Source organism: Microbacterium sp. NPDC019599 (assembly GCF_040632175.1).
GTDB lineage: Bacteria > Actinomycetota > Actinomycetes > Actinomycetales > Microbacteriaceae > Microbacterium.
In genome coordinates this window covers 299,588-319,469 of the sequence record NZ_JBEYBL010000001.1, presented here as the reverse complement: position 1 = coordinate 319,469, position 19,882 = coordinate 299,588, and the positions used below count along the sequence as shown (strand labels likewise).

At 70.6% G+C, this 19,882-nt stretch carries 19 protein-coding genes and 1 tRNA gene; 6 read left to right on the top strand and 14 right to left on the bottom strand.

What is annotated here, in order from left to right; all coding sequences use genetic code 11:
• Positions 1-134: 134 nt before the first annotated feature.
• The 4 genes from ABZ477_RS01465 (at position 135) to ABZ477_RS01450 (ending at position 2,904) form a co-directional block, all read left to right on the top strand.
• A complete protein-coding gene (locus tag ABZ477_RS01465) occupies positions 135-605 on the top strand; it encodes an NfeD family protein (RefSeq protein WP_360126749.1) in 471 nt (156 codons plus the stop codon).
• Positions 602-1,612, top strand: a complete 1,011-nt coding sequence (locus ABZ477_RS01460) for an SPFH domain-containing protein (RefSeq protein ID WP_360126746.1) — start codon at positions 602-604, stop codon at positions 1,610-1,612. Before ABZ477_RS01465 ends, ABZ477_RS01460 begins: the two co-directional genes overlap by 4 nt.
• Positions 1,609-2,385 (top strand): glycerophosphodiester phosphodiesterase family protein, encoded by a 777-nt coding sequence (locus ABZ477_RS01455; protein ID WP_360126743.1) that lies wholly within the window; start codon positions 1,609-1,611, stop codon positions 2,383-2,385. The genes ABZ477_RS01460 and ABZ477_RS01455 overlap by 4 nt, the downstream gene beginning before the upstream one ends.
• 135 nt (positions 2,386-2,520) lie before the next feature.
• Positions 2,521-2,904, top strand: a complete 384-nt coding sequence (locus ABZ477_RS01450; RefSeq protein ID WP_360126740.1) for an RNA polymerase-binding protein RbpA — start codon at positions 2,521-2,523, stop codon at positions 2,902-2,904.
• A 97-nt stretch (positions 2,905-3,001) separates the two neighbouring features.
• Here ABZ477_RS01450 and lnt read toward each other — a convergent pair whose 3' ends face one another.
• The 9 genes from lnt to ABZ477_RS01405 all read right to left on the bottom strand — a co-directional run bounded on the left by lnt (position 3,002) and on the right by ABZ477_RS01405 (position 13,053).
• Complete coding sequence (lnt, locus tag ABZ477_RS01445; protein ID WP_360126737.1) at positions 3,002-4,612, bottom strand: apolipoprotein N-acyltransferase; 1,611 nt, start codon at positions 4,610-4,612, stop codon at positions 3,002-3,004.
• Between the two features lie 134 nt (positions 4,613-4,746).
• On the bottom strand, positions 4,747-7,257 hold the full coding sequence (locus ABZ477_RS01440) for a DEAD/DEAH box helicase (RefSeq protein WP_360126734.1): 2,511 nt from the start codon (positions 7,255-7,257) through the stop codon (positions 4,747-4,749).
• Positions 7,254-8,015, bottom strand: a complete 762-nt coding sequence (gene tatC, locus ABZ477_RS01435) for a twin-arginine translocase subunit TatC (RefSeq protein WP_360127895.1) — start codon at positions 8,013-8,015, stop codon at positions 7,254-7,256. Before tatC ends, ABZ477_RS01440 begins: the two co-directional genes overlap by 4 nt.
• 63 nt (positions 8,016-8,078) lie before the next feature.
• Positions 8,079-8,333: a Sec-independent protein translocase subunit TatA gene (gene tatA, locus ABZ477_RS01430; protein ID WP_360126731.1), complete on the bottom strand. Its 255-nt coding sequence runs from the start codon at positions 8,331-8,333 to the stop codon at positions 8,079-8,081.
• 78 nt (positions 8,334-8,411) lie between these two features.
• Complete coding sequence (locus ABZ477_RS01425; RefSeq protein ID WP_360126728.1) at positions 8,412-9,374, bottom strand: WYL domain-containing protein; 963 nt, start codon at positions 9,372-9,374, stop codon at positions 8,412-8,414.
• Positions 9,371-10,366, bottom strand: coding sequence for a WYL domain-containing protein (locus ABZ477_RS01420; protein WP_360126725.1), 996 nt, complete (start codon positions 10,364-10,366; stop codon positions 9,371-9,373). Before ABZ477_RS01420 ends, ABZ477_RS01425 begins: the two co-directional genes overlap by 4 nt.
• A gap of 36 nt (positions 10,367-10,402) precedes the next feature.
• Positions 10,403-11,350, bottom strand: a complete 948-nt coding sequence (locus ABZ477_RS01415) for a hypothetical protein (RefSeq protein ID WP_360126722.1) — start codon at positions 11,348-11,350, stop codon at positions 10,403-10,405.
• Between the two features lie 9 nt (positions 11,351-11,359).
• Positions 11,360-12,370: a tRNA (adenine-N1)-methyltransferase gene (locus tag ABZ477_RS01410; protein ID WP_360126719.1), complete on the bottom strand. Its 1,011-nt coding sequence runs from the start codon at positions 12,368-12,370 to the stop codon at positions 11,360-11,362.
• Complete coding sequence (locus ABZ477_RS01405; RefSeq protein ID WP_360126716.1) at positions 12,367-13,053, bottom strand: HAD family hydrolase; 687 nt, start codon at positions 13,051-13,053, stop codon at positions 12,367-12,369. Before ABZ477_RS01405 ends, ABZ477_RS01410 begins: the two co-directional genes overlap by 4 nt.
• 118 nt (positions 13,054-13,171) lie before the next feature.
• On the opposite strand from ABZ477_RS01405, the gene ABZ477_RS01400 reads away from it, so the two are divergent.
• Positions 13,172-14,035 (top strand): PAC2 family protein, encoded by an 864-nt coding sequence (locus ABZ477_RS01400; RefSeq protein WP_360126713.1) that lies wholly within the window; start codon positions 13,172-13,174, stop codon positions 14,033-14,035.
• 148 nt (positions 14,036-14,183) lie between these two features.
• Here ABZ477_RS01400 and ABZ477_RS01395 read toward each other — a convergent pair whose 3' ends face one another.
• The 3 genes from ABZ477_RS01395 to ABZ477_RS01385 form a co-directional block, all read right to left on the bottom strand.
• A complete protein-coding gene (locus ABZ477_RS01395) occupies positions 14,184-15,011 on the bottom strand; it encodes an undecaprenyl-diphosphate phosphatase (protein ID WP_360126710.1) in 828 nt (275 codons plus the stop codon).
• A 9-nt stretch (positions 15,012-15,020) separates the two neighbouring features.
• Positions 15,021-16,322 (bottom strand): M20/M25/M40 family metallo-hydrolase, encoded by a 1,302-nt coding sequence (locus ABZ477_RS01390; protein ID WP_360126707.1) that lies wholly within the window; start codon positions 16,320-16,322, stop codon positions 15,021-15,023.
• A gap of 281 nt (positions 16,323-16,603) precedes the next feature.
• Positions 16,604-16,679 (bottom strand) — tRNA-Glu (locus tag ABZ477_RS01385).
• Between the two features lie 108 nt (positions 16,680-16,787).
• Here ABZ477_RS01385 and ABZ477_RS01380 point away from each other — a divergent pair.
• A complete protein-coding gene (locus ABZ477_RS01380) occupies positions 16,788-17,426 on the top strand; it encodes an MBL fold metallo-hydrolase (RefSeq protein ID WP_360126704.1) in 639 nt (212 codons plus the stop codon).
• A gap of 72 nt (positions 17,427-17,498) precedes the next feature.
• Here the strand turns inward: ABZ477_RS01380 and ABZ477_RS01375 are convergent, their stop codons facing one another.
• Both ABZ477_RS01375 and ABZ477_RS01370 read right to left on the bottom strand, forming a co-directional pair.
• Positions 17,499-17,765, bottom strand: coding sequence for an HPr family phosphocarrier protein (locus ABZ477_RS01375; RefSeq protein ID WP_360126701.1), 267 nt, complete (start codon positions 17,763-17,765; stop codon positions 17,499-17,501).
• A 45-nt stretch (positions 17,766-17,810) separates the two neighbouring features.
• Positions 17,811-19,856 (bottom strand): fructose-specific PTS transporter subunit EIIC, encoded by a 2,046-nt coding sequence (locus ABZ477_RS01370; protein WP_360126698.1) that lies wholly within the window; start codon positions 19,854-19,856, stop codon positions 17,811-17,813.
• Positions 19,857-19,882 lie beyond the last annotated feature (26 nt).

Sequence of the window (19,882 nt, the reverse complement as noted above, 5' to 3'; positions counted from 1 at the left end):
ATGGTGCCGCCGAGTGCTTGCCGCGGCCCGCCGCGCACTGGCGCACGACGCGATTCGACCCTACCAATCCGGGCCGCCCGCAACCGATCTCGGGCGCCTTGCGGCGTGCTAGGTTCGAGCCAGGGAGGCACATCGTGGAGCTCATCCAGACGATCGAAGACTGGGCGTGGATCGGATGGCTCGTCCTGATCCTGCTGTTCCTCGTGATCGAGATGCTGACGCTCGACTTCACCTTCCTGATGCTCGGCATCGGCGGCGTCGCAGGTCTCGCATCCGACCTCCTGGGTGCTCCCCTATGGCTTCAGGTCGTGATCGCCGCCGTCGTCGCCGCTCTGCTCCTCCTGGTCTTGAGGCCGCCGCTCCTTCGTCGACTGCGGCGCGGTGAGGATCCGACGCCGAGCAATGTCGATGCGCTCATCGGGCTGTCCGGTCGCGTCCTGTCGACCGTCTCGAACGACGGCGGACAGGTCAAGCTGTCCAACGGCGACATCTGGACCGCGCGGGCCGAGGCATCCGCCGCCATCGAGCCCGGAGCGCCCGTCCGCGTGAGCCGCATCGACGGCGCGACCGCCTACGTCCGACCCGCCAACGAGGAGAACGCATGACCGTCGAAGAAGTCGTCCCCATCGCGATCGGCTGGACCCTCGCGATCGCCGTCGTCATCTTCGTGATCGTCGTCATCGGGCGCTCCATCCGGATCATCCCGCAGGCGAGCGCCGGCATCGTCGAGCGACTCGGCCGGTACCACAAGACGCTGGCCCCGGGGTTGAACCTCCTCGTGCCGCTCATCGACCGGCTGCGCCCGCTCATCGACATGCGCGAGCAGGTCGTCTCGTTCCCGCCGCAGCCGGTCATCACGGAGGACAACCTCGTCGTCTCGATCGACACGGTCGTCTACTTCCAGGTGACGGACGCCCGCGCCGCGACCTACGAGATCGCGAACTACCTCGGAGCCGTCGAGCAGCTCACGACCACGACCCTGCGCAACGTCGTCGGCGGGCTCAATCTCGAGGAGGCGCTCACGAGCCGCGATGAGATCAACGGCCAGCTGCGCGTCGTGCTCGACGAGGCGACCGGCAAGTGGGGCATCCGCGTGTCGCGCGTCGAGCTCAAGGCGATCGACCCGCCGCACTCGATCCAGGACTCGATGGAGAAGCAGATGCGCGCCGAGCGTGACCGCCGTGCCGCGATCCTGACGGCCGAAGGCTCGAAGCAGTCGCAGATCCTCGAGGCGGAGGGCCGCCGCCAGGCTGAGATCCTCAAGGCGGAGGGCGACAAGCAGGCCGCCGTGCTTCGTGCACAGGGCGAGGCCGAAGCCATCCAGACGGTCTTCAACGCGATCCACGTCGGCAATGCCGACCCCAAGCTCCTCGCCTACCAGTACCTGCAGACGCTCCCGAAGATCAGCGAGAGCCCGTCGAGCAAGCTCTGGATCATCCCGAGCGAGTTCACCGAGGCGCTCAAGGGAGTGAGTGGTGCCTTCGCGGGCTCGCTCGCCGAGGCGGCGAAGCGCGCGGATGCTGCTCCCCCGCAGCCTGCCGCGGTCGCGCCGCGGTCGCCTTCCGCGACCGCCTCGCAGCCGCCCGCCGTGGAGCAGCCGCCCACGGAATGACGCACCCGTGGTTCGAGGGCGCGTCGACGCCCCGCGTGCTCGCTCATCGCGGGCTCGTGACGCCCGAGGCGGCGCGCACCGGGATCGTCGAGAACTCGTTCGCGGCCGTGGCTGCGGCGCATGCGGCAGGTGGGATATACGTCGAATCGGACTGTCACCTCACCCGCGACGGCGCCGTCGTGCTGTTCCACGACTCCGACCTCAGGCGCGTGACGGGCGACCCCCGACGCGTCGACGAGGTCACGCTGCGGGACCTCGAGTTGCTGATGGCGCCGCACGGCGGCCTGCTCACGCTCGCGGATGCTCTCGAGTCGTTCCCGGACGTGCGCTTCAACCTCGACGTCAAGGCCGCCGGGGCCGCGGAGAAGGTCGGGCGCGAGGTCGCGCCGCACGGCGCGCGCGTGTTGGTCACGAGCTTCTCCGACGACCGGCGTCGCGCGGCGTTGAACGCGGCGGAGCGCGCGGGCGGCAGCATCCGTCCCGCAACATCGGCGGGTACCTCGACCGTGACGCGGCTGCTCGGAGCGGTCTCGGTGCGCTCCCGCGCGCTCGCGCGGCGTGCGCTGGAGGGCGTCGACGCCCTCCAAGTGCCGGAGCGGCAGCGCCGGCTGCGCATCGTGACTGCCCGCTTCGTCGACTACGCACATTCGGCGGGAGCCGAGGTCCACGTCTGGACGATCAACGACCCCGCAGACATGCGCCGGCTCGTCGCGCTGGGCGTCGACGGAATCGTGACCGACAGAGCGGATGTCGCACTCTCAGCGCTGCACTGAACGAACCGGCGTTCCGCACACCCTGAGACTGAGTCTCACCTGTGCGTTCACCGTGAATGACCGTTCTCAGGCCCCCGTTCGGATGAGACGCCCAGGTCACTTCGTTATACCTGTACAGCGACGAGAGGACCCGAAATGGCAGACCGCAGCCTGCGCGGCATTCGACTCGGCGCCCAGAGCCTGCAGAGCGAAGAGGGCGTCGTGTTCCATGAGCGCGCACAGCACATCTACACGTGCACGTCGTGCGGACGTGACACCACCTTGACCTTCGCGGCCGACGCCGAGGTTCCCGAGAGCTGGGAGTGCCGCACGTGCGGCTCCGAGGCTCTCCTGCGCATCGGCGAGGGCACCGCGACGGTCGATCACAGCGGCGACAAGGTGCCGCGTTCCCACTGGGACATGCTGCTCGAGCGGCGCACGATCCCCGAGCTGGAGGAGCTCCTGCAGGAGCGTCTCGCCTACGTCCGCGCCCGCCGTGGCGCCGGCGAGGACGTGACGGTCGACAAGATCAGCGCCTGACGCGCATCACGCATTCTCCGCGACGCCGGTCCCTTCGGGGGCCGGCGTCGCTGTGTCAGCCGGGGCCGTTTCGCCGGATTCACTCGATTCGGCGGAATCAGGCCCTTTCGGTCGCTGAACCGCCTGATTCGGCAAAATCGCCTGCGTCGGCGCCCAGCCGGGCACGGCCGCGCCGGCTCAGGCCCGTGATGACGCCGAGCACGACGAGCGCGATCGCGCTCCCCCACGCGAGGAGCGCCTTGATCCCGGCACCCGCGACGACTGCGGGAGTGAGTCCCGTCCGCAGCGGCACGTCCGTCAGCATCGTGCCCGCCTCGTCGGCGGGCAGTCCGTCGATCGTCGTGCCGTCTGGGGCGATGACCTGACTCGTGCCGACGGTCGAGAGGTTGACGACGGAGCGTCCCGTCTCGATCGCGCGCATGCGGGCGAACGCCAGCTGCTGCAGGTTCTCGTCCGTGCCGCGGAAGTCGGCGTTGTTGGTCTGGAACATGTAGACCTCGGCGCCGTCCTGCGCGCCCTCCCATATGACGTCGTCGTAGATGACGTCGAAGCAGATCGCGAGGCCCACGCCGACGCCGTCGACGTCGAACATCGGCGACGAGGTCCCGGGCGTGTACTCGCGCTGGATCAGGTCGATCAGGTCCGGCGCGAAGTTCCGGTACAGCCAGCGATCCGGCACGTACTCGCCGAAGGGCACGGGATGCCGCTTGTCGTAGGTGTCGACCGGGTTGTCGGCGCTGTCCTCCCAGAGGAGCGACGAGTTGAAGTACTCCTCGCCGCGCTGCGTCACGGCGCTCACGAGGAGGGGCGCTCCTATCCGGGCGGCGAGCTGGTCCAGGATCGCCGCGGTTCCGTCGTTCTGCGTCGGGTCCGAGTCGATGCCTCCTTCGGGCCACAGCAGGACGTCCATGTCCTCGTCGATGATCGGGCGCGTCGCCTCCAGCTGTGCGCGCAGCACGTCGTTCGGACCGCGCTCGTCGAAGTACCCGGCGGGTCCGTTGCCCTGGACCGCTCCGACGCGGATGCTGCCGGCATCCGTCGTCGCGAACTGCGGCGCGAGGATCAGCAGCACCGCCGCGACCGCAGCGGGCACAGCCGCGCGCGCATCGCGCCATCGCCCGAGCCGGACGTACTCCACGCCGGCCGCGCAGACCAGGACGATGAGGAACGACAGGCCCGACATCCCGACCCACGACGCGACGTCGGCGAACGGGCCGTTGGACTGCGTCACTCCGAGCCGGCCCCACGGGTAGCCGCCGTACGGGAAGGTCCCGACGACCTCCTCGCGAAGCGTCCAGAGGCCCGCGACGAGCGCCGGGAGGACGAGCAGCCGCCCCCACGCGCCGGGCAGCACCCGCGGCACCCAGCGGTAGGCCAGCGCGATCGGGATCGCGAAGAAGGCGGTGAGGACCGACTCGAGCATCGACAGGGCGATCCACGGCACGGGGCCGAGGTAGCGCGCCGTGAAGACCTGGTTGACGAAGAAGAACGCGGCGCCGAAGGCGAAGCCGACGAGGAGCGCGGACCACGCGCGGCGGCCCACGAGGCTCACGAGCGCGAGCGGGACGGCGACGAACACCATCGGCCACCACGCGAGCGCCGGGAACGCCGTCGTCAGCACGAGGCCGGAGGCGACGGATGCCGCGACCGCAGCCCACAGCGGGAGGACCGGCCGTGCGGGCTCGGCGAGGGCGGGAGCGTCGGGCACGGATCGAGCCTAAGCCAACTCCCCGGGAGCCCCCCGCGCTCGGCCGGGCCTGTTCGTCTCCGTGGAACGCGGGTCTTCATGCGCTCAGGGGTGCGTTCGACGGAGACGAACGAGAAGGACGAGTGCCGAGAGGATCAGACGGAGGAGTAGGCGACGATCCCGCGGCGCACGGCGTCGAGCGCCTTGCGCGCGACCGTGCCGACGGAGGGCTCGGCCACGAGCGAGAGCTGGTCGAGGAGGTCGATCGTCTGCTTCGCCCAGCGCACGAAGTCGCCCGCGGCCATGTCGGCCTCGACGAGGACGCGGTCCAGCGGCACCCCCTTCGCCCAGGAGTGCATCGCCTGGGCGAGGCCCGCGGAGATGGGCTCGGAGCCGGGGAGGCGGTGGTCGCGCTCGAGGTCGTCGAGGCGCTGCCACAGGTCCTGCGTCTCCGCGAGGACGGTCCGGAACACCCCGCGCGGGAGCCGCTGATCGCCGGACTCGGCGCCTTCCCGGCGCGGCTCGTACACGAGGCAGCATGCGAGGGCGGCGAGGGACGCGGCATCCAGCTCCTTCCAGATGCCGGTCCGCAGCGATTCCGCGACGAGGAGGTCGCGTTCGCCGTAGATGCGCCGCATCGTGCGGCCCGCCGCCGTGAGCGAGGTCGTCCCGTCCGCGGCGACCTCGACGTAGTCGAGCTCGGCCAGGACGTCGACGACGCGGTCGAAGACCCGCGCGACGGTGCCGGTGCGGCTCTCTATCTGCTTGCGCAGTCCGTCGATCGTGCGCTTGAGCTTCCAGTAGCGTTCGCCCCACCGGGCGTGGGCTTCGCGGTCAGGGCACGTGTGGCAGGGATGCCGCTGCATCTGCTTGCGCAGCGACGCGATCTGCTTCTGCCGCTGGTCGCGCGTCGCGCGGCCCGCGGTGACGTCCCGCCGGTTGATCTTCTCGAGGTCGCTGAGCTCGCGGCGGATGCGCGAGTACTCGGCGAAGTCGCCTCGGTCGCACGTCATGGCCTTCTCGTACCCGGCGAGCGACTCCTCCTGCTCGCGCACCTGCCGCGCGATGCCCACGACGGCGCGATCGGCCTGGAACTGCGCGAACGACGACTCCAGGATCTCGCGGGCCCGCGCCCGGCCGAACTGGTCGATGAGGTTGACGGCCATGTTGTACGTCGGGCGGAAGCTCGAGTTGAGCGGATACGTGCGGCGCGACGCGAGCGCGGCGACCGCCTGCGGGTCGAGGCCCTCGGTCCACTGGATGACGGCGTGGCCCTCGACGTCGATGCCTCGCCGGCCCGCACGGCCGGTCAGCTGCGTGTACTCCCCCGACGTGATCGCGACGCGCGCCTCGCCGTTGAACTTCTCGAGCTTCTCGAGGACCACGGTGCGGGCGGGCATGTTGATGCCGAGTGCGAGCGTCTCGGTCGCGAAGACGACCTTGACGAGCTTGCGCTGGAAGAGCTCCTCGACAACCTCTTTGAACGCCGGGAGCAGTCCCGCGTGGTGCGCCGCGACGCCGCGCTCGAGGTTCTCCAGCCACTCCCAGTACCCGAGGACCGCGAGATCCTCGTCGAGCAGCGTCCGTGTGCGCTCCTCGACTGTCGCGCGGATCTCCATGCGCTCCTCGTGCGTCGTGAGCCGCATGCCGGACCGCCGCACCTGCTGCACGGCGCCGTCGCAGCCGGCGCGGCTGAAGATGAAGAAGATCGCGGGCAGGAGGTTCGCGCGGTCGAGGAGCTCGACGACATCGGGCCGGTCGAGCCGCTCGATGCGATGCACGTTGGCCGACCGGACGGGGCGGGTGCCGCCCTTCTGCGGACGACGCCGGGATGCCTCGTACCCGCCGCCGGAGCGGTGGTTCGCGCTGCGCAGGGATTGCGCGCGACGGTTGCCCTCGTACGTCGGCCCCTTGAAGGAGCGGATGCGCATGAGCTCCTGGTTGACCTGAGCGGTCGCGACGCCGGCGCGGTCGTCGAACAGCGGGAGCAGGTCGCCGCGGACGAGGACGTGCTGCTCGAGCGGCACGGGCCGGATCTCGGAGACGATGACCTCCGTGTCGCCGCGGACCGTGTCCAGCCAGTCGCCGAACTCCTCGGCGTTGGACACGGTCGCCGACAGCGAGACGAGCCGCACGTCGGCGGGGAGGTGGATGATGACCTCTTCCCAGACGGCGCCGCGGAACCGGTCGGCGAGGTAGTGGACCTCGTCCATCACGACATAGCGGAGGCCTCGCAGCGCCGGCGAGTCGGCGTAGAGCATGTTGCGCAGCACCTCGGTCGTCATGACGACGACCCGCGCATTGCCGTTGATGTTGGTGTCGCCGGTCAGGAGCCCGACGTCGTCGGGTCCGTAGACGTCGACCAGTTCGCGGAACTTCTGGTTCGACAGCGCCTTCATGGGCGTCGTGTAGAAGGCCTTGGCGGGATGCCGTCCGTCGGCCGGCTCGCGCATCGCGAGGTGGACCGCGAACTCGCCGACGATCGTCTTGCCCGCGCCCGTGGGTGCGGCGACCAGGACGCTGCGCCCCTCTTCGAGCGCGTGGCAGCCGGCCACCTGGAAGGGGTCCAGCTCGAACCGCTGGGATGCCGCGAATCCGGCCGTGACGGGATGCGCCCGATCCTCGCGGGACCGGGCGTACCGCTCGGCGGGACTCGCGTCGGTCACGCGGGCGCCTCGGGCGGCAGGATCGCGGAATCGCGCTTCGCTCGGCGCCTGTCGAACAGCATCGAGAGCGCCGCGGCGGCGAAGAAGAGGACGACGAGGATCCCTGCGAGGATCAGCATGCTCACGACGTCGGCGGCCGGCGTCGCGAGCGCGGCGAACGCCGTCGCGATGAGCACCGCGACGCGCCAGCCCTTGAGGATCGCGCGCCCGGACATGACGCCCGCGAGGTTGAGCGCGACGAGGAAGACCGGCAGGACGAACGAGACGCCGACGACGACGAGCAGCTTGAAGACGAAGTCGTAGTAGTACTGCGCGTCGTAGAACGAGGCGCCGCCTTCCGGGACGAACGCGTTCATGAGCTCGACGATATGGGGCATGATCTGCAGGCCCACGTAGCTGCCGATGAAGAAGAGCGGGATCGCGGCGCCGAGGAAGCCCCACGTGTACTTGATCTCCTTGCGCGTGAGCCCCGGCATGATGAACGCCCAGATCTGCCACAGCCAGACGGGCGCCGAGATCAGGATGCCGATCGCGAACGAGATGCGCAGGCGCAGGTCGAACGCCGACGTCACGGTGCTGAACATGAGTTCGACCTTGGCGGCGTCGTCGCTCCCTGAGGCGATCTCACGGATGGGCTCGGTGATGAGCCAGAGCACGGCGTCCGTGATGAAGAACGCGATGACCATGCCCACCACGAGCGCGGCGGCTGCGATGACGAGACGCTTGCGCAGCTCGAGCAGATGCTGCCCGAGCGACATCCGCTTGTCGTGCCGCGGTGCGTCCGGCTCGTCGATGCGCGGCGGTCCGGCCGTGGCCACGGCCTACGGCTTGGGTTCTGCGGTGTCGGCCGGCGTCGGCGAGGCCGGTGCCGCAGACTCAGCGGCCGTCGATGCCGCGGTGCCGTCCGAGGCCGCCGCCTGGGCGTCATCGTCCTTCATGGCCTTCATCTCGCCCTTGAAGACGCGGGCGGACTGGCCGACGCTCTTCGCAAGCGCGGGGAGCTTCGCCGCACCGAACAGGAGCAGGATCACGGCGAGCAGGATGAGCAGGTGCCAGCCGTTCAGGTTGCCGAGCATGATGCACTCCGATGGTCAGGGCGGGGATGTCTCCATCCTAAACCCGCCATGTGTCCGCCGCCCGGCGCACGGGGCCGCTCAGCGGTACTGATCGAGTCCCGCCGCCGCCCACTCCGCGGCGGCGCGTCGGGCGCCTTCCGGCTCGACGATCTCGAGCACTCCCCCGCGTCGCGCGGCGAGCCGGCGCAGGCTCAGCTCGTCCGCGACGCGCATCCTCGCGGTCGACACGCCCTCCGACGTCTCGACCTGTGCGCGGTCCAGGTACTCGCCGAGCAGAGGCGCGACCGCCTCCGGGAAGCGGACGCGGACGACGACGTCGTCTCCCCCGTCCTCGAACCAGTCGGGCGCCTCTTCCCCGCCGTGCGAGATCGGGATGTCGGTGAGCCGGATGTCGCTCACGCGGTCCAGGTGGAACGTGCGCATCGCGCGGCGCAGGTGACACCACCCCTGCAGGTACCACTGCCCGCTCGCGATCTGCACCTTCACGGGGTCGACGGTGCGGGTCGTGGGGGCGGCATCCGGAGCCTTGTAGGTGAACGAGACGGCCAGACCCTCGCGCACGGCCTCGGCGACGCGCGTGCGCACCTCGTCGACCGGCTCGGAGGCGACGATGACATCGGCGGGCACCGCCGACGCTCCGCGGGAGAGCTTCGCGAGCAGCCCCGCGAACACCTCCGTGTCGCCGACGCCCGGAATCGTGCGCGCGAGCTGGAGACCGGCGAGGAGGGCGGCGGCCTCGCGCGCCGTCAGCTTGGGCGAGCGTTCGAGCCCGACGGTGTTCGTGATGACGATGACGTCCTGCTGCTCGAGGAGGTCCCAGTCGATGTCGAAGAGCTCGTTCGGCATCTGCCAGAACCCACCCTCACCGGGAAGCCCGATGACCGTGAGCTTCTGCACCATGTCGCGCATCTGCGCGGGCGAGACCTCGAACTCGTCGGCGGCCTCGGCGACGGAGACCTCGCCCTTGCCGATGAGGTACGGCACGAGCTGAAGCATGAGCGCGGCGCGGTCGGTCGCGATGAGGGGTCGGCGGGCGCTCACGTTCGACCTCCGTGGGCCGCGAGGGCGCCCTCCAGCCGCGCGATGACCTGCTCCCGCAGGGAATCGGGGCTCACTACCCGGACCTCGGGTCCGTACGACGCGAGCTCGTCGGCGAAGAAGTGCACGTCGACGTAGGGGACGCGGATGCCCTGGGGGGCGGGCCGGGCGCGGCGGCTCAGGCGCAGAGCCGCCTCGGTTCCGGGATTGACCTCGAGGAGCGCCTGCTGGCGCTCGGCCAGCTCCTCGAGTCCCGCCAGGCCCCGCTCCCCCGCTCCTTCGCGAAGCGCGGGATCGAACTGCTCGCGCGTCGCGACGACGTCTCCGACGATGCGCGACAGCAGGAAAGTCCGGTCGGCCCGGACCGTCTGATCGATGCCGAAGACATGCCAGCGCCCGTCGTACTCGACGAGCGCGAGGGGCTGGATGCGGCGCACGCGCGCGTGCTCGTCGCCGGGCTTGAGGTACGGGAACGTCACGACGCGGCTCTGCTCGATGGCCTGCTGCAGAGCGGAGAACGCCGGCTCGCGGAGCGTGATGCGCGGGGAATATCCGATGATCGGGTCCTCCACCGCGATGCCCAATGCGCGGATCTTGCGCAGACCGCTGCGCGCTTCTGCAGACATCGAGCTCTCGCTCCACACGCCGCCCGCGAGATGGAGCAGCGCGAGCTCGGCGGGAGTGAAGTCGATGTCGTCGGGAAGCTCGTACTCCGCCGACGGCACGCGATACCGCGCCTCGCGCAGATCGTCGGGATCGAGGCGATCGCCGATCGTCTCGATCGGCACGCCGAGACCCCGCAGATTCTCCTTGTCGCGCTCGAACATCTTCTCGAGCGCGTCCTTGGACGCCCCGGCTTCGCTCTGCTCGCGGTAGCCCGAGACGGACGTCAGGATCGCGTCCTTCGTCAGCCCCTGCTCGGTCGCCATGAGGGCGACCACGAGGTTGACGAGCCGCTCCTCGGGCGGGTTGCGGACGGGGGCTTTCGCGGACACCCACTCATCCTAGGGTCGCCTGCGCGCACCCTCGCGCTACTGGGCCGGGGGCGCCTCGTCGACGCCCAGGATGTCGATGACGTACACCGTGGCGCCCGCCGCCGACTCGTCCGAGCCGTCCGCTGCGGGGAGGACGACGAGCAGCTGCGAGCCGACCGTGACCTCGCCCAGCGCCTCGGCTGTACCCGGGACGAGCTGGTCGAGCGTCGCGGCAGCCGGCGTGGAGTCCCACGAGGTGTTGAGGACGGACTTGTCGTCCCACGAGACGCTCGTGGAGTGGATCCGCAGCGTGTCGTCCCCGGTCACGACGGGCCCGTCGCCCTTGATGAGCGTCTGCGCGACGAGCTTCGTGGGCGCCGCGGCGTCCGGGACGATGATGCCCGGGCGCCCGTCGGGCGCGCGCACGACCGTCGGGAGGCCCAGCGCGTCGTTGTAGACGAGCGAACCCTGCGCGTTGGGCAGGTACACCTTCTGCACGTCGACGACCGCGACGGCGGAATCGTCCTCGCCGAGGCCGAGGCTCGCGGCCGACTCGCTCTCGACGGCGCCCGGCGGCAGCGCCACGACTGTGCGCGTGCCTGCCGTGGCGCATTGCAGCGTGGACTCGAAGCCCGGCACGGCCTGGATCCACTGGTCGAAGGTCGTGATGCGCGAGAGGTCCCCGTCGTAGGGCGAGCTGTAGAGGACCTCGCCGGTCTCGCCGCTGATGATCTGGAGGTCCAGGACGATGACCTGCGACGGCGACGAAAGCGCCGTGCCGGTGCCGGTGGTCAGGTCGGTGGACGACGCGCTGTCGACGTGGAACGGCGTGCGGACCGTCACCTCGGGCTGGGCGTCGCGCGCACCGCTGACCTCGACGAGATCGGTCGCGGACGCATCCGATGCGGGACGCTCGCACGACGAGTAGCCGGCAGGGATCGCGCAGCCGGCGAGGCCGACCGCAGTGAGTCCGAGGACCGCGAGGACAGCGGGGATCTTGCGCACCGGAACAGTCTAGGCGGAAGCGTCCGGCTCCCCCGTCCGCCCGGCGGCCTGGCGCGCGCCGTCCGCGGCGCGCTGGGCTTCGCGCACGCGCTTGCGGAGGTTCTTGTCCGTGATCTGCCGGTCGCCGACGGCGCCGGGGGTCCAGAGCTCGACATCCTCGTCGCCGTAGCTCGTCTTCGACGCGCGGCGCTTCTGCTCGGGCGGCACCGCGCCGGGCGCGAGCCTGCGCGCCCACACGAGGAAGCCGGTGTGGGCGACCATGCGGTGGTCGGGGCGCACCGCGAGACCCTCGACGTGCCAGCCGCGGACCATGGTCTCGTTCGCGTCGGGCTCGGTGAACAGGCCCGTGCCTCGGATGTACTCCGCGACGCGGCTCAGCTGCGTGGCGGTGGCGACGTAGCAGACGACGACCCCGCCGGGCGCGAGCGCGTCGGCGACGACGTCGATGCACTCCCACGGCGCGAGCATGTCGAGCACGACGCGGTCGACGGATGCCGGAGCCACCGCCGTCGGCAGCGACTCGACGAGATCGCCGACGACGACCTCCCAGTTGTCCGGATCCTCGCCGAGGAACGTCTCGACGTTGGCGCGCGCGACCTCCGCGAACTCGGGCCGGCGCTCGAAGGAGACGAGCCTGCCCTCCGCGCCGGCCGCGCGCAGCAGCCACAGCGAGAGCGCGCCGGATCCGACACCCGCCTCGACCACGACGGCGCCGGGGAATACGTCCGCCTCAGCCAGGATCTGCGCGGCATCCTTCGGGTAGACGATCGCGGCGCCGCGCGGCATCGACATGACGAAGTCGCGCAGGAGGGGCCGCAGCGCGAGGTACTCGTGACGGCCGCTGTTGGTGACGACCGAGCCGTCGGGCTGCCCGATGAGCGCGGTGTGCTTGAGCACGCCGTGGTGGGTGTGCAGCTCGCCGTCCGCGCGGAGGGTGATCGTGTGCAGGCGGCCTTTGGGGCCCGTGAGCTGGACGCGGTCTCCGATGCGGAACGGGCCGCTGGGGCGCTGCGAGGTCATCGACCTGCCTCCTGTCGCTGCGCGTGGGCGCGGTGGACTTCTGCGATGTCGGCCGCCGTGCGGCCCTCGAGAGTGGGCCAGATGGCATGCGCGCCCACGCCCGCGACCGACACCATGAGCGGCACGCCGATCGAGACCGCCCCCGACGCGACGGCCGAGCGCAGGCCGTTCGGCGAGTCCTCGATCGCGACGGCGTCCGCCGGCGAAACGCCGAGCGCCTCGCATGCCTGGAGGTAGGGGTCGGGGAAGGGCTTGGGGCGCGTCGCGTCGTCGCCGGCGATGATGACGTCGAAGGCATCGAAGTCGATGAGGTCGACGACGGACTCCGCCATCCGCCGCAGCGACATCGTGACGAGTGCCGTCTTGATACCGGCATCCTTCAGGCTCTCCAGCAGCGCGCGCGCACCGGGACGGAACGGCACGCCCTTCGTGGCGAGCTGCGTCATCACGTCGTCGGTCAGGTGGTCGACGATGTCGGTGATTCCCATGCGCACGCCCGCGTCCTGGAAGATCCGGGCGGAGTCCTCGAGTCCGAGGCCCACGAGCCGCAGCGCCTGCTCGTGCGACCACGTGCCGCCGAAGCGCTCGACGAGCGGGGTCTCGGCGGCCATCCAGTACGGCTCGGTGTCGACGAGGGTGCCGTCCATGTCCCACAGGACGGCGGCGGGAAGGCTCGGATTCACCGGACCATGCTACCGATCGGGCATGGGAGGCCCGGGGCGCGCCGGGGTGGGGGCGGCGCCGCCGGGGCCTCAGCGGCCTATCCTGGAGGGAACCCCCGCGGGGGTTCGAGGAGGGTGCGTGGACGGACTGGGACGCCGAGTGCTCGTCGCCGCGTTCGACGGCTGGAACGATGCGGGCGAGGCGGCCTCGTCGGCGCTCTCGCAGCTGCGTGAGAGCGGCGACTACGAGCCGGTCTTCTCCGTCGATCCCGAGCTCTACTTCGACTACCAGTACACGCGCCCTCAGATCGCCGCCGACGCCGAGGGCCGCAGGGTCCTGCGCTGGCCCGAGGCGACGGTCCTCCGTCCCGCCCGTGCGACCCGCGGCACGCAGCTGTGGCTGCTGACGGGAGTCGAGCCCGCCCGCGCCTGGCAGGCCTTCGCCGGCGAGTTCGTCGATTTCGCGCTCCGCGAGGACATCACGGGCTTCATCGCGCTGGGGTCGATGATGTCGGACGTCCCGCACACGCGTCCCATCTCGGTCTTCGCCGGCAGCGAGAACGAGCAGCTGCGCACGGCGCTGCACCTCGAGCGCAGCACGTACGAGGGCCCCGTGGGCATCCTGAGCGTCCTGTCCCACGCGGCCGACGCGGCCGGCATCCCCTCCGCAGGACTGTGGGCGAGCGTGCCGCACTACGTGGCCGGACACACGCCGTCGCCGAAGGCGACCCTGGCACTCCTGGACCGGCTCGAGGACCTCACCGGCGCCCGCATCGAACGCGGCGACCTGGCGACCGAGGCGGTCGCGTGGGAGGCCTCGATCGACGCCGCGGCCGCCGACGACGAGGAGATGACGGAGTACATCCGCCAGCTCGAGCGGACCCGTGACACGTGGGACTCCCCTGAGGCGTCCGGCGACGCGATCGCACAGGAGTTCGAGCGCTACCTCCGCCGCGGCGGCGACGGACCGAGCAAGCCCGGACGCGACGAGCCGCGCCGATAGCCGCATCCGCGTCCCGAAGTCCGGCTGAAGTCCGCGATCGAGGCTGATCGGGGCTGTCCGAGCGCACGTGCGCACCACCCAGCCGGAGTTCGGCACGCTCCGCATCCGGGTCCGGTGCGGTGACGGCATCCGGACCCGGGGCTGGAGGTCAGTACGGCTGCAGGACGCCGGTCAGCAGCAGCACGATGAGCAGTCCGCCCAGGAAGAGGCGGTAGATCACGAACGGCAGGAAGCTGTGCTTCGAGATCCAGCTCATGAGGAACGCGATGATGCCGAGCGCCACGACGAAGGCGACGCCCGTCGCGATCGCGGTCTCGCCGAGCGTGAAGACGCTGGGCTCGTCCCAGCTCTTGAAGAGCTGGTAGAAGCCGCTTCCGAAGACGGCCGGGATCGCGAGGAGGAACGCGTAGCGCGCCGCCGCAGCGCGCTCGTAGCCGAGGAAGAGGCCCATCGTGATGGTGCCGCCCGAGCGCGACACGCCGGGGATGAGCGCAAGCGCCTGCGCGAGGCCGTAGAGGACGCCGTGGCCGACCGTGAGGTCCTCCATCTTGCGCCGCTTGCTGCCGACCCAGTCCGCGACGCCGAGCAGGATGCCGAAGACGATGAGCGTCGCCGCGACGAGCCAGAGCGAGCGGAAGGTCGTCTCGATCTGGTCCTGGAAGAGCAGGCCGAGCACCACGATCGGGATGCTGCCGATGATGATGAGCCAACCGACCTTCGCGTCGGGGTCGTTGCGCGGGATCCTGCCGAACAGGGCCTTGAACCAGTGCGAGACGATCCGCACGATGTCGCGCCAGAAGAAGAGGACGACGGCCGCCTCCGTGCCGAGCTGCGTGATAGCCGTGAAGGCCGCGCCCGGATCCTCCGCGCTGGGCAGGAACTCGCCGAGGATGCGCAGGTGCGCGCTCGATGAGACGGGCAGGAACTCGGTCAGGCCCTGGACGAGCCCGAGGATGATCGCCTCGAAGAGGTGCATTGACGCCTTTCAGTAGCTGCGGACGAGGTCGGTCAGCACGCGCTGCCCGAAGACGAGGGCATCGAGCGGGACGCGCTCGTCCACACCGTGGAACATGCCGGTGAAGTCGAGATCGGCCGGCAGTCGCAACGGCGCGAATCCGTAGCCGGCGATGTCGAGCGTCGACAGCGCCTTGTTGTCGGTCCCGCCGCCCATGAGGTACGGGATGACGGGAACGCCCGGGTCGTGGCGCCCGAGCGCGGCGACCATGGCGTCGACGAGGTCGCCCGCGAACGGCACCTCGAGCCCGATGTCCTGGTGGACGACCTCGAGCTCGACATCGTCGCCGATGATCGCCCGGATGTCGGCCAGCACGGCGGCCTCCGTGCCCGGCAGGGCGCGCACGTCGATGAGGGCCTCGGCCCGATCCGGGATGACGTTGTGCTTGTAGCCCGCGGTGAGACCGGTCGGGTTGGTCGTCGTCCGCAGGGTCGAGCGGAGGAATCCGGATGCTGCGCCCGTCGTGTCCGCGAGAGCGTCGGGGTCGTCGGCCGACAGGCCCGTCAGCTCGGCGAGGCCCTCGAGCAGCTCGCTCGTCGTGCCGGTCAGGCGGATGGGCCACTCGGTGCGACCGAGCGCCGCGACGGCCTCGGCGAGCCGTGTGACGGCGTTGTCGGGGTGGTGGCGGCTCCCGTGGCCGGCCCGACCGCGCGCGATGAGCTTGATCCACGCGAGGGCCTTCTCCCCCACCTGCAGCAGGTACGCGCGCCGCGCGCCGGCCGAGATCGAGTAGCCGCCGACCTCGCTGACGGCCTCGGTCGCGCCCGCGAACCACTCGGGCCGGTCGCGCACGACGAGCGCCGAGCCCTCCACGCCGCCGTTCTCCTCGTCCGCGAAGAACGTCAGGATGAGGTCGCGCTCAGGCTGCTCCCCCGCACGCAGGATGTCGGCGACCGAGGTGAGGATCATGGCGTCCATGTCCTTCATGTCGACGGCGCCGCGGCCCCACAGCATCCCGTCGCTGATCTCGCCGCCGAACGGGTCCACGCTCCAGTCCTCTGCGATCGCCGGGACGACGTCGAGGTGCCCGTGCAGGACGAGCGCGGGCTTGCTCGCGTCGCGTCCCGGCACGCGCGCCATGACGTTCGTGCGCCGCGGGATCGGCTCGTAGTAGTCCGGCTCGAGGCCGAGAGATTCGAGGTAGGCGCCGACATACTCCGCCGCCTCGCGCTCGCCCGTCGCCCGACCTCCACCGTGGTTCGTCGTGTCGAAACGGATGAGGTCGCGCGCGATCCGCACGACCTCGGGCAGGTCGTTTCCGGGCGTGGGCATGCGGACTAACCTACCGGGCGCGCGTTGCCGTCCCGTTTCAGCCGGGAAACCAAGCGGCTCGCGCTGAGGGGCCGAGTTCCGTCGGTGTGACACGCGCCCTGGCGATCTCGCGGGTGCGGGTGACCCCAGCGGGATTCGGCCACATCGCCCCTCCACGCGCCGACTCCGTCGTCGCGCGGAGCCTCTGCGACGCGGGACCGCCCGCGGGCAGTCTCGAAGAGCCAGCTGCGGACGCCAACACAAAGAAAGCCCGGTCCTGACGGACCGGGCTTTCTTTGTGTTGGTGACCCCAGCGGGATTCGAACCCGCGTTACCGCCGTGAGAGGGCGGCGTACTAGGCCGCTATACGATGGGGCCGGAAGGCAACCGTTCAAGTATGCCACGCGGTTTTCCGTGGGCCAAATCGAGGCCGGAATCGGCGTGTCGCCCCTTGTCGTGAGGCCTCGGCGGGCATTGACTCGTTGCATGCGAGTCACGAAATACGAGCATGCCGCGCTCACGATCGACAGCGATGGGCGAAGGCTCGTGATCGACCCCGGGTCGTTCACACTGCCCCTCAACGACCTCTCGACGGCCGTCGCGGTCGTCTTGACGCACGAGCATCCCGACCACTGGACGCCCGACCACCTCGACCGGATCCTCAACTATGCGCCCGGCATCCCGATCTTCGGACCCGAGGGCGTCGCGAAGGCGGCCGCGGGCTACGACATCACGGTCGTGTCGCCGGGCGACCGCGTGACGGTGGAGCCCTTCGTGCTCGAGTTCTTCGGCGGACGGCACAACGTCATCCACGAGTCGATACCCGTCATCGACAACGTCGGGGTCCTCGTCGACGGCGAGTTCTACTATCCGGGCGACTCGTACGCCGTGCCGTCAGGGGTCGATGTCAAGCTGCTCGCGGCGCCCGTCGGCGCGCCGTGGCTCAAGATCGGCGAGGCCATGGACTTCGTGCTCGCCGTGGCGCCGCGCCAGGCGTTCGGGACGCACGACATGACGCTCTCGGTCATCGGCCGCGACATGGGACGAGCCCGCCTCAAGTGGGCCGTCGAGCAGGGCGGCGGCGAGTTCCTGAATCTCGATCCGGGCGATTCGACCGACAGCTGACCAGAGCGAGCCTGCCCGTACAACGGCGGATGCCGCGGACCACTGGGGTCCGCGGCATCCGACTTCCGACGCTCACGCGTCGTGGTCGACCTCGAGGAAGGCGACCAGCTCGTCCAGCGCCTGCTCTGCGCCGTCGCCCTCTGCCTTGAGCGTGACGACGGTGCCCTGGGAGGCGCCGAGGCCCATGAGCGACAGGATGCTCCCCGCGTTGAGGTCGGGGCCGCCGTCGACGGCGATCGTGACGGGGATCTTCTTCTCCTGCACGGCCTGCACGAAGAGCTTGGCCGGTCGGGCGTGCAGCCCTGAACTGCTCGCGATGGTGGCTTGACGTTCTGCCATGAGTGCTCCTTGTCTCGTTGCTCGGTGCGACGCCAGGCTAGTGGATCACGCCGGCACGGGGGCGGCTTCGAACTCCGCCTCTGCGGCCTCGAGCTCCTTCGGCGCGATGAAGCGCTTGAACGCGATGACGAGGAGGGCCGACACGACGGTTCCCGCGAGGAGCGCCAGGACAAAGCCCCAGATCGGCTGGATCGCGAAGAGCACGAAGATGCCACCGTGCGGGGCGTACGACTGGACGTTGAACGCCATGCAGAGAGCACCGGTGACGGCGCCGCCGACCATCGAGGCGGGGAGCACGCGCAGCGGGTCGGCCGCGGCGAACGGGATCGCGCCCTCTGAGATGAAAGAGGCTCCGAGCAGCCATGCCGCCTTGCCGTTCTCGCGCTCGACCGGCGTGAAGAGCTTGCGCGCCATGACGGTCGAGGCGAGCGCCATCGCGAGCGGCGGGACCATACCCGAGCACATGACGGCGGCCATGATGAGCAGCGGGGCGGGGTTGTCGGCGCTGCCGGCGGCAAGCCCGGCGACGGCGAACGAGTACGCGACCTTGTTGATGGGTCCGCCGAGGTCGAAGCACATCATGAGGCCCAGCACGACGCCGAGCGCGATCGCGCCGACGCCGCTCTGCGACAGTGCGGTCAGCCAGTCCGTGAGCCACGTCATGAGCGTCGCGATGGGGCGGCCGAGGAAGAGGATCAGCAGGCCGGAGGCGACGATGGAGCCCAGCAGCGGGATGATGACGACGGGCATGAGGCCGCGCAGCCAGCGCGGCGCAGGCCACGTCCCGATCCACCACGCCGTGACACCCGCGAGCAGACCGCCGACGATGCCGCCGATGAAGCCCGCGTTCATGAGGACAGCCACGGCGCCGGCCACGAACCCGGGCGCGATGCCGGGTCGGTCGGCGATCGCGAAGGCGATGTAGCCGGCCAGGGCCGACACGAGGAAGCCCATCGAGGTCGCGCCGATCATGAAGGCGACCGAGCCGAGATACTGGCCGAGGCCGCCCGGGGGCAGGTCCCACAGCGCGTTGTTCACGATGACGCTCGCCGCGTCATTGGTGACGTCGTAGCCGCCGAGGAGGAAGCCGAGCGCGATGAGCAGACCGCCGCCGGCGACGAAGGGAATCATGTAGCTCACGCCCGTGAGGAGGATGCGCTGGATGCGGGCGCCCCACGACAGGTTCGCCGTGGATGCCGCACCGGTCGCCGCGCCGGCAGCGGCCGAGACGCGCGCTGCGCCGGGGTTCTTCGCCGCGGCGATGGCCTCCGCGATCAGCTCGTTCGGCTGCTCGATGCCCCGCTTGACGCCGGACCGCACGACCGGCTTGCCCGCGAAGCGGTGCAGGTCGCGCACGTCGACGTCGGTCGCGAAGATGACGGCATCCGCATCGTCGATGACGTGCTGCGGAAGCGCCTGGTAGCCGCTGGACCCCTGCGGCTCGACCGTGAGGTCGACGCCCGACTTGGAGCCGGCCGCCGTCAGGGCGTCGGCCGCCATGAACGTGTGCGCGATGCCGGTGGCACACGCCGTGACGGCGACGAGGCGCGCGGGGCGTCCGTCGACCGTGTAGCCGGGGGCGGCGCTCGCCTCGGCCGGGGCGGCGGGGGCAGCCGGAGCGGCGGGAGCCGAGGCATCCCCCTCCCCGATCGCGTTGCGGACGATCGTCACGACGTCGGCAGGTGTGGAGGCCGCGCGCAGGCCGCTCGTGAAGTCGTCCTGCATGAGGCTGCGGGCGAGCTTCGAGAGCACTGCGAGGTGGGCCTCCGCCGCGCCTTCGGGAGCCGCGATGAGGAAGACGAGATCGGCGGGGCCGTCGGGTGCGCCGAAGTCGACCCCCGGAGAGAGCCGTGCGAATGCGAGCGACGGCTCGGTCACGGCGGCGCTCTTCGCGTGCGGGATCGCGATGCCGCCGGGGAGCCCCGTCTCGTCCTTCTCTTCGCGCGCCCATGCGTCGTCGAAGAGCGCGTCGGCGTCGGTCGCGCGACCCTGCGCGACGACCCGTGCGGCCAGGGCCTTGATGACGGCGGCCTTGTCGGCGCCGAGACCCACGTCGAGGCTCACGAGCGCTGGGGTGATGGTGTCGGACATGGTGACCTCCTCAGGTCGGTGGTGCG

Excerpts from the sequence above, each read along its gene's own strand:
- tatA (WP_360126731.1), bottom strand. The coding sequence starts at position 8,333 with ATGCTCGGCAACCTGAACGGCTGGCACCTGCTCATCCTGCTCGCCGTG.
- ABZ477_RS01450 (WP_360126740.1), top strand. The coding sequence starts at position 2,521 with ATGGCAGACCGCAGCCTGCGCGGCATTCGACTCGGCGCCCAGAGCCTG.
- ABZ477_RS01370 (WP_360126698.1), bottom strand. The coding sequence starts at position 19,856 with ATGTCCGACACCATCACCCCAGCGCTCGTGAGCCTCGACGTGGGTCTC.
- ABZ477_RS01390 (WP_360126707.1), bottom strand. The coding sequence starts at position 16,322 with ATGCCCACGCCCGGAAACGACCTGCCCGAGGTCGTGCGGATCGCGCGC.
- ABZ477_RS01410 (WP_360126719.1), bottom strand. The coding sequence starts at position 12,370 with ATGACCTCGCAGCGCCCCAGCGGCCCGTTCCGCATCGGAGACCGCGTC.
- ABZ477_RS01395 (WP_360126710.1), bottom strand. The coding sequence starts at position 15,011 with ATGCACCTCTTCGAGGCGATCATCCTCGGGCTCGTCCAGGGCCTGACC.
- ABZ477_RS01455 (WP_360126743.1), top strand. The coding sequence starts at position 1,609 with ATGACGCACCCGTGGTTCGAGGGCGCGTCGACGCCCCGCGTGCTCGCT.
- ABZ477_RS01375 (WP_360126701.1), bottom strand. The coding sequence starts at position 17,765 with ATGGCAGAACGTCAAGCCACCATCGCGAGCAGTTCAGGGCTGCACGCC.
- ABZ477_RS01380 (WP_360126704.1), top strand. The coding sequence starts at position 16,788 with ATGCGAGTCACGAAATACGAGCATGCCGCGCTCACGATCGACAGCGAT.
- tatC (WP_360127895.1), bottom strand. The coding sequence starts at position 8,015 with ATGTCGCTCGGGCAGCATCTGCTCGAGCTGCGCAAGCGTCTCGTCATC.
- ABZ477_RS01460 (WP_360126746.1), top strand. The coding sequence starts at position 602 with ATGACCGTCGAAGAAGTCGTCCCCATCGCGATCGGCTGGACCCTCGCG.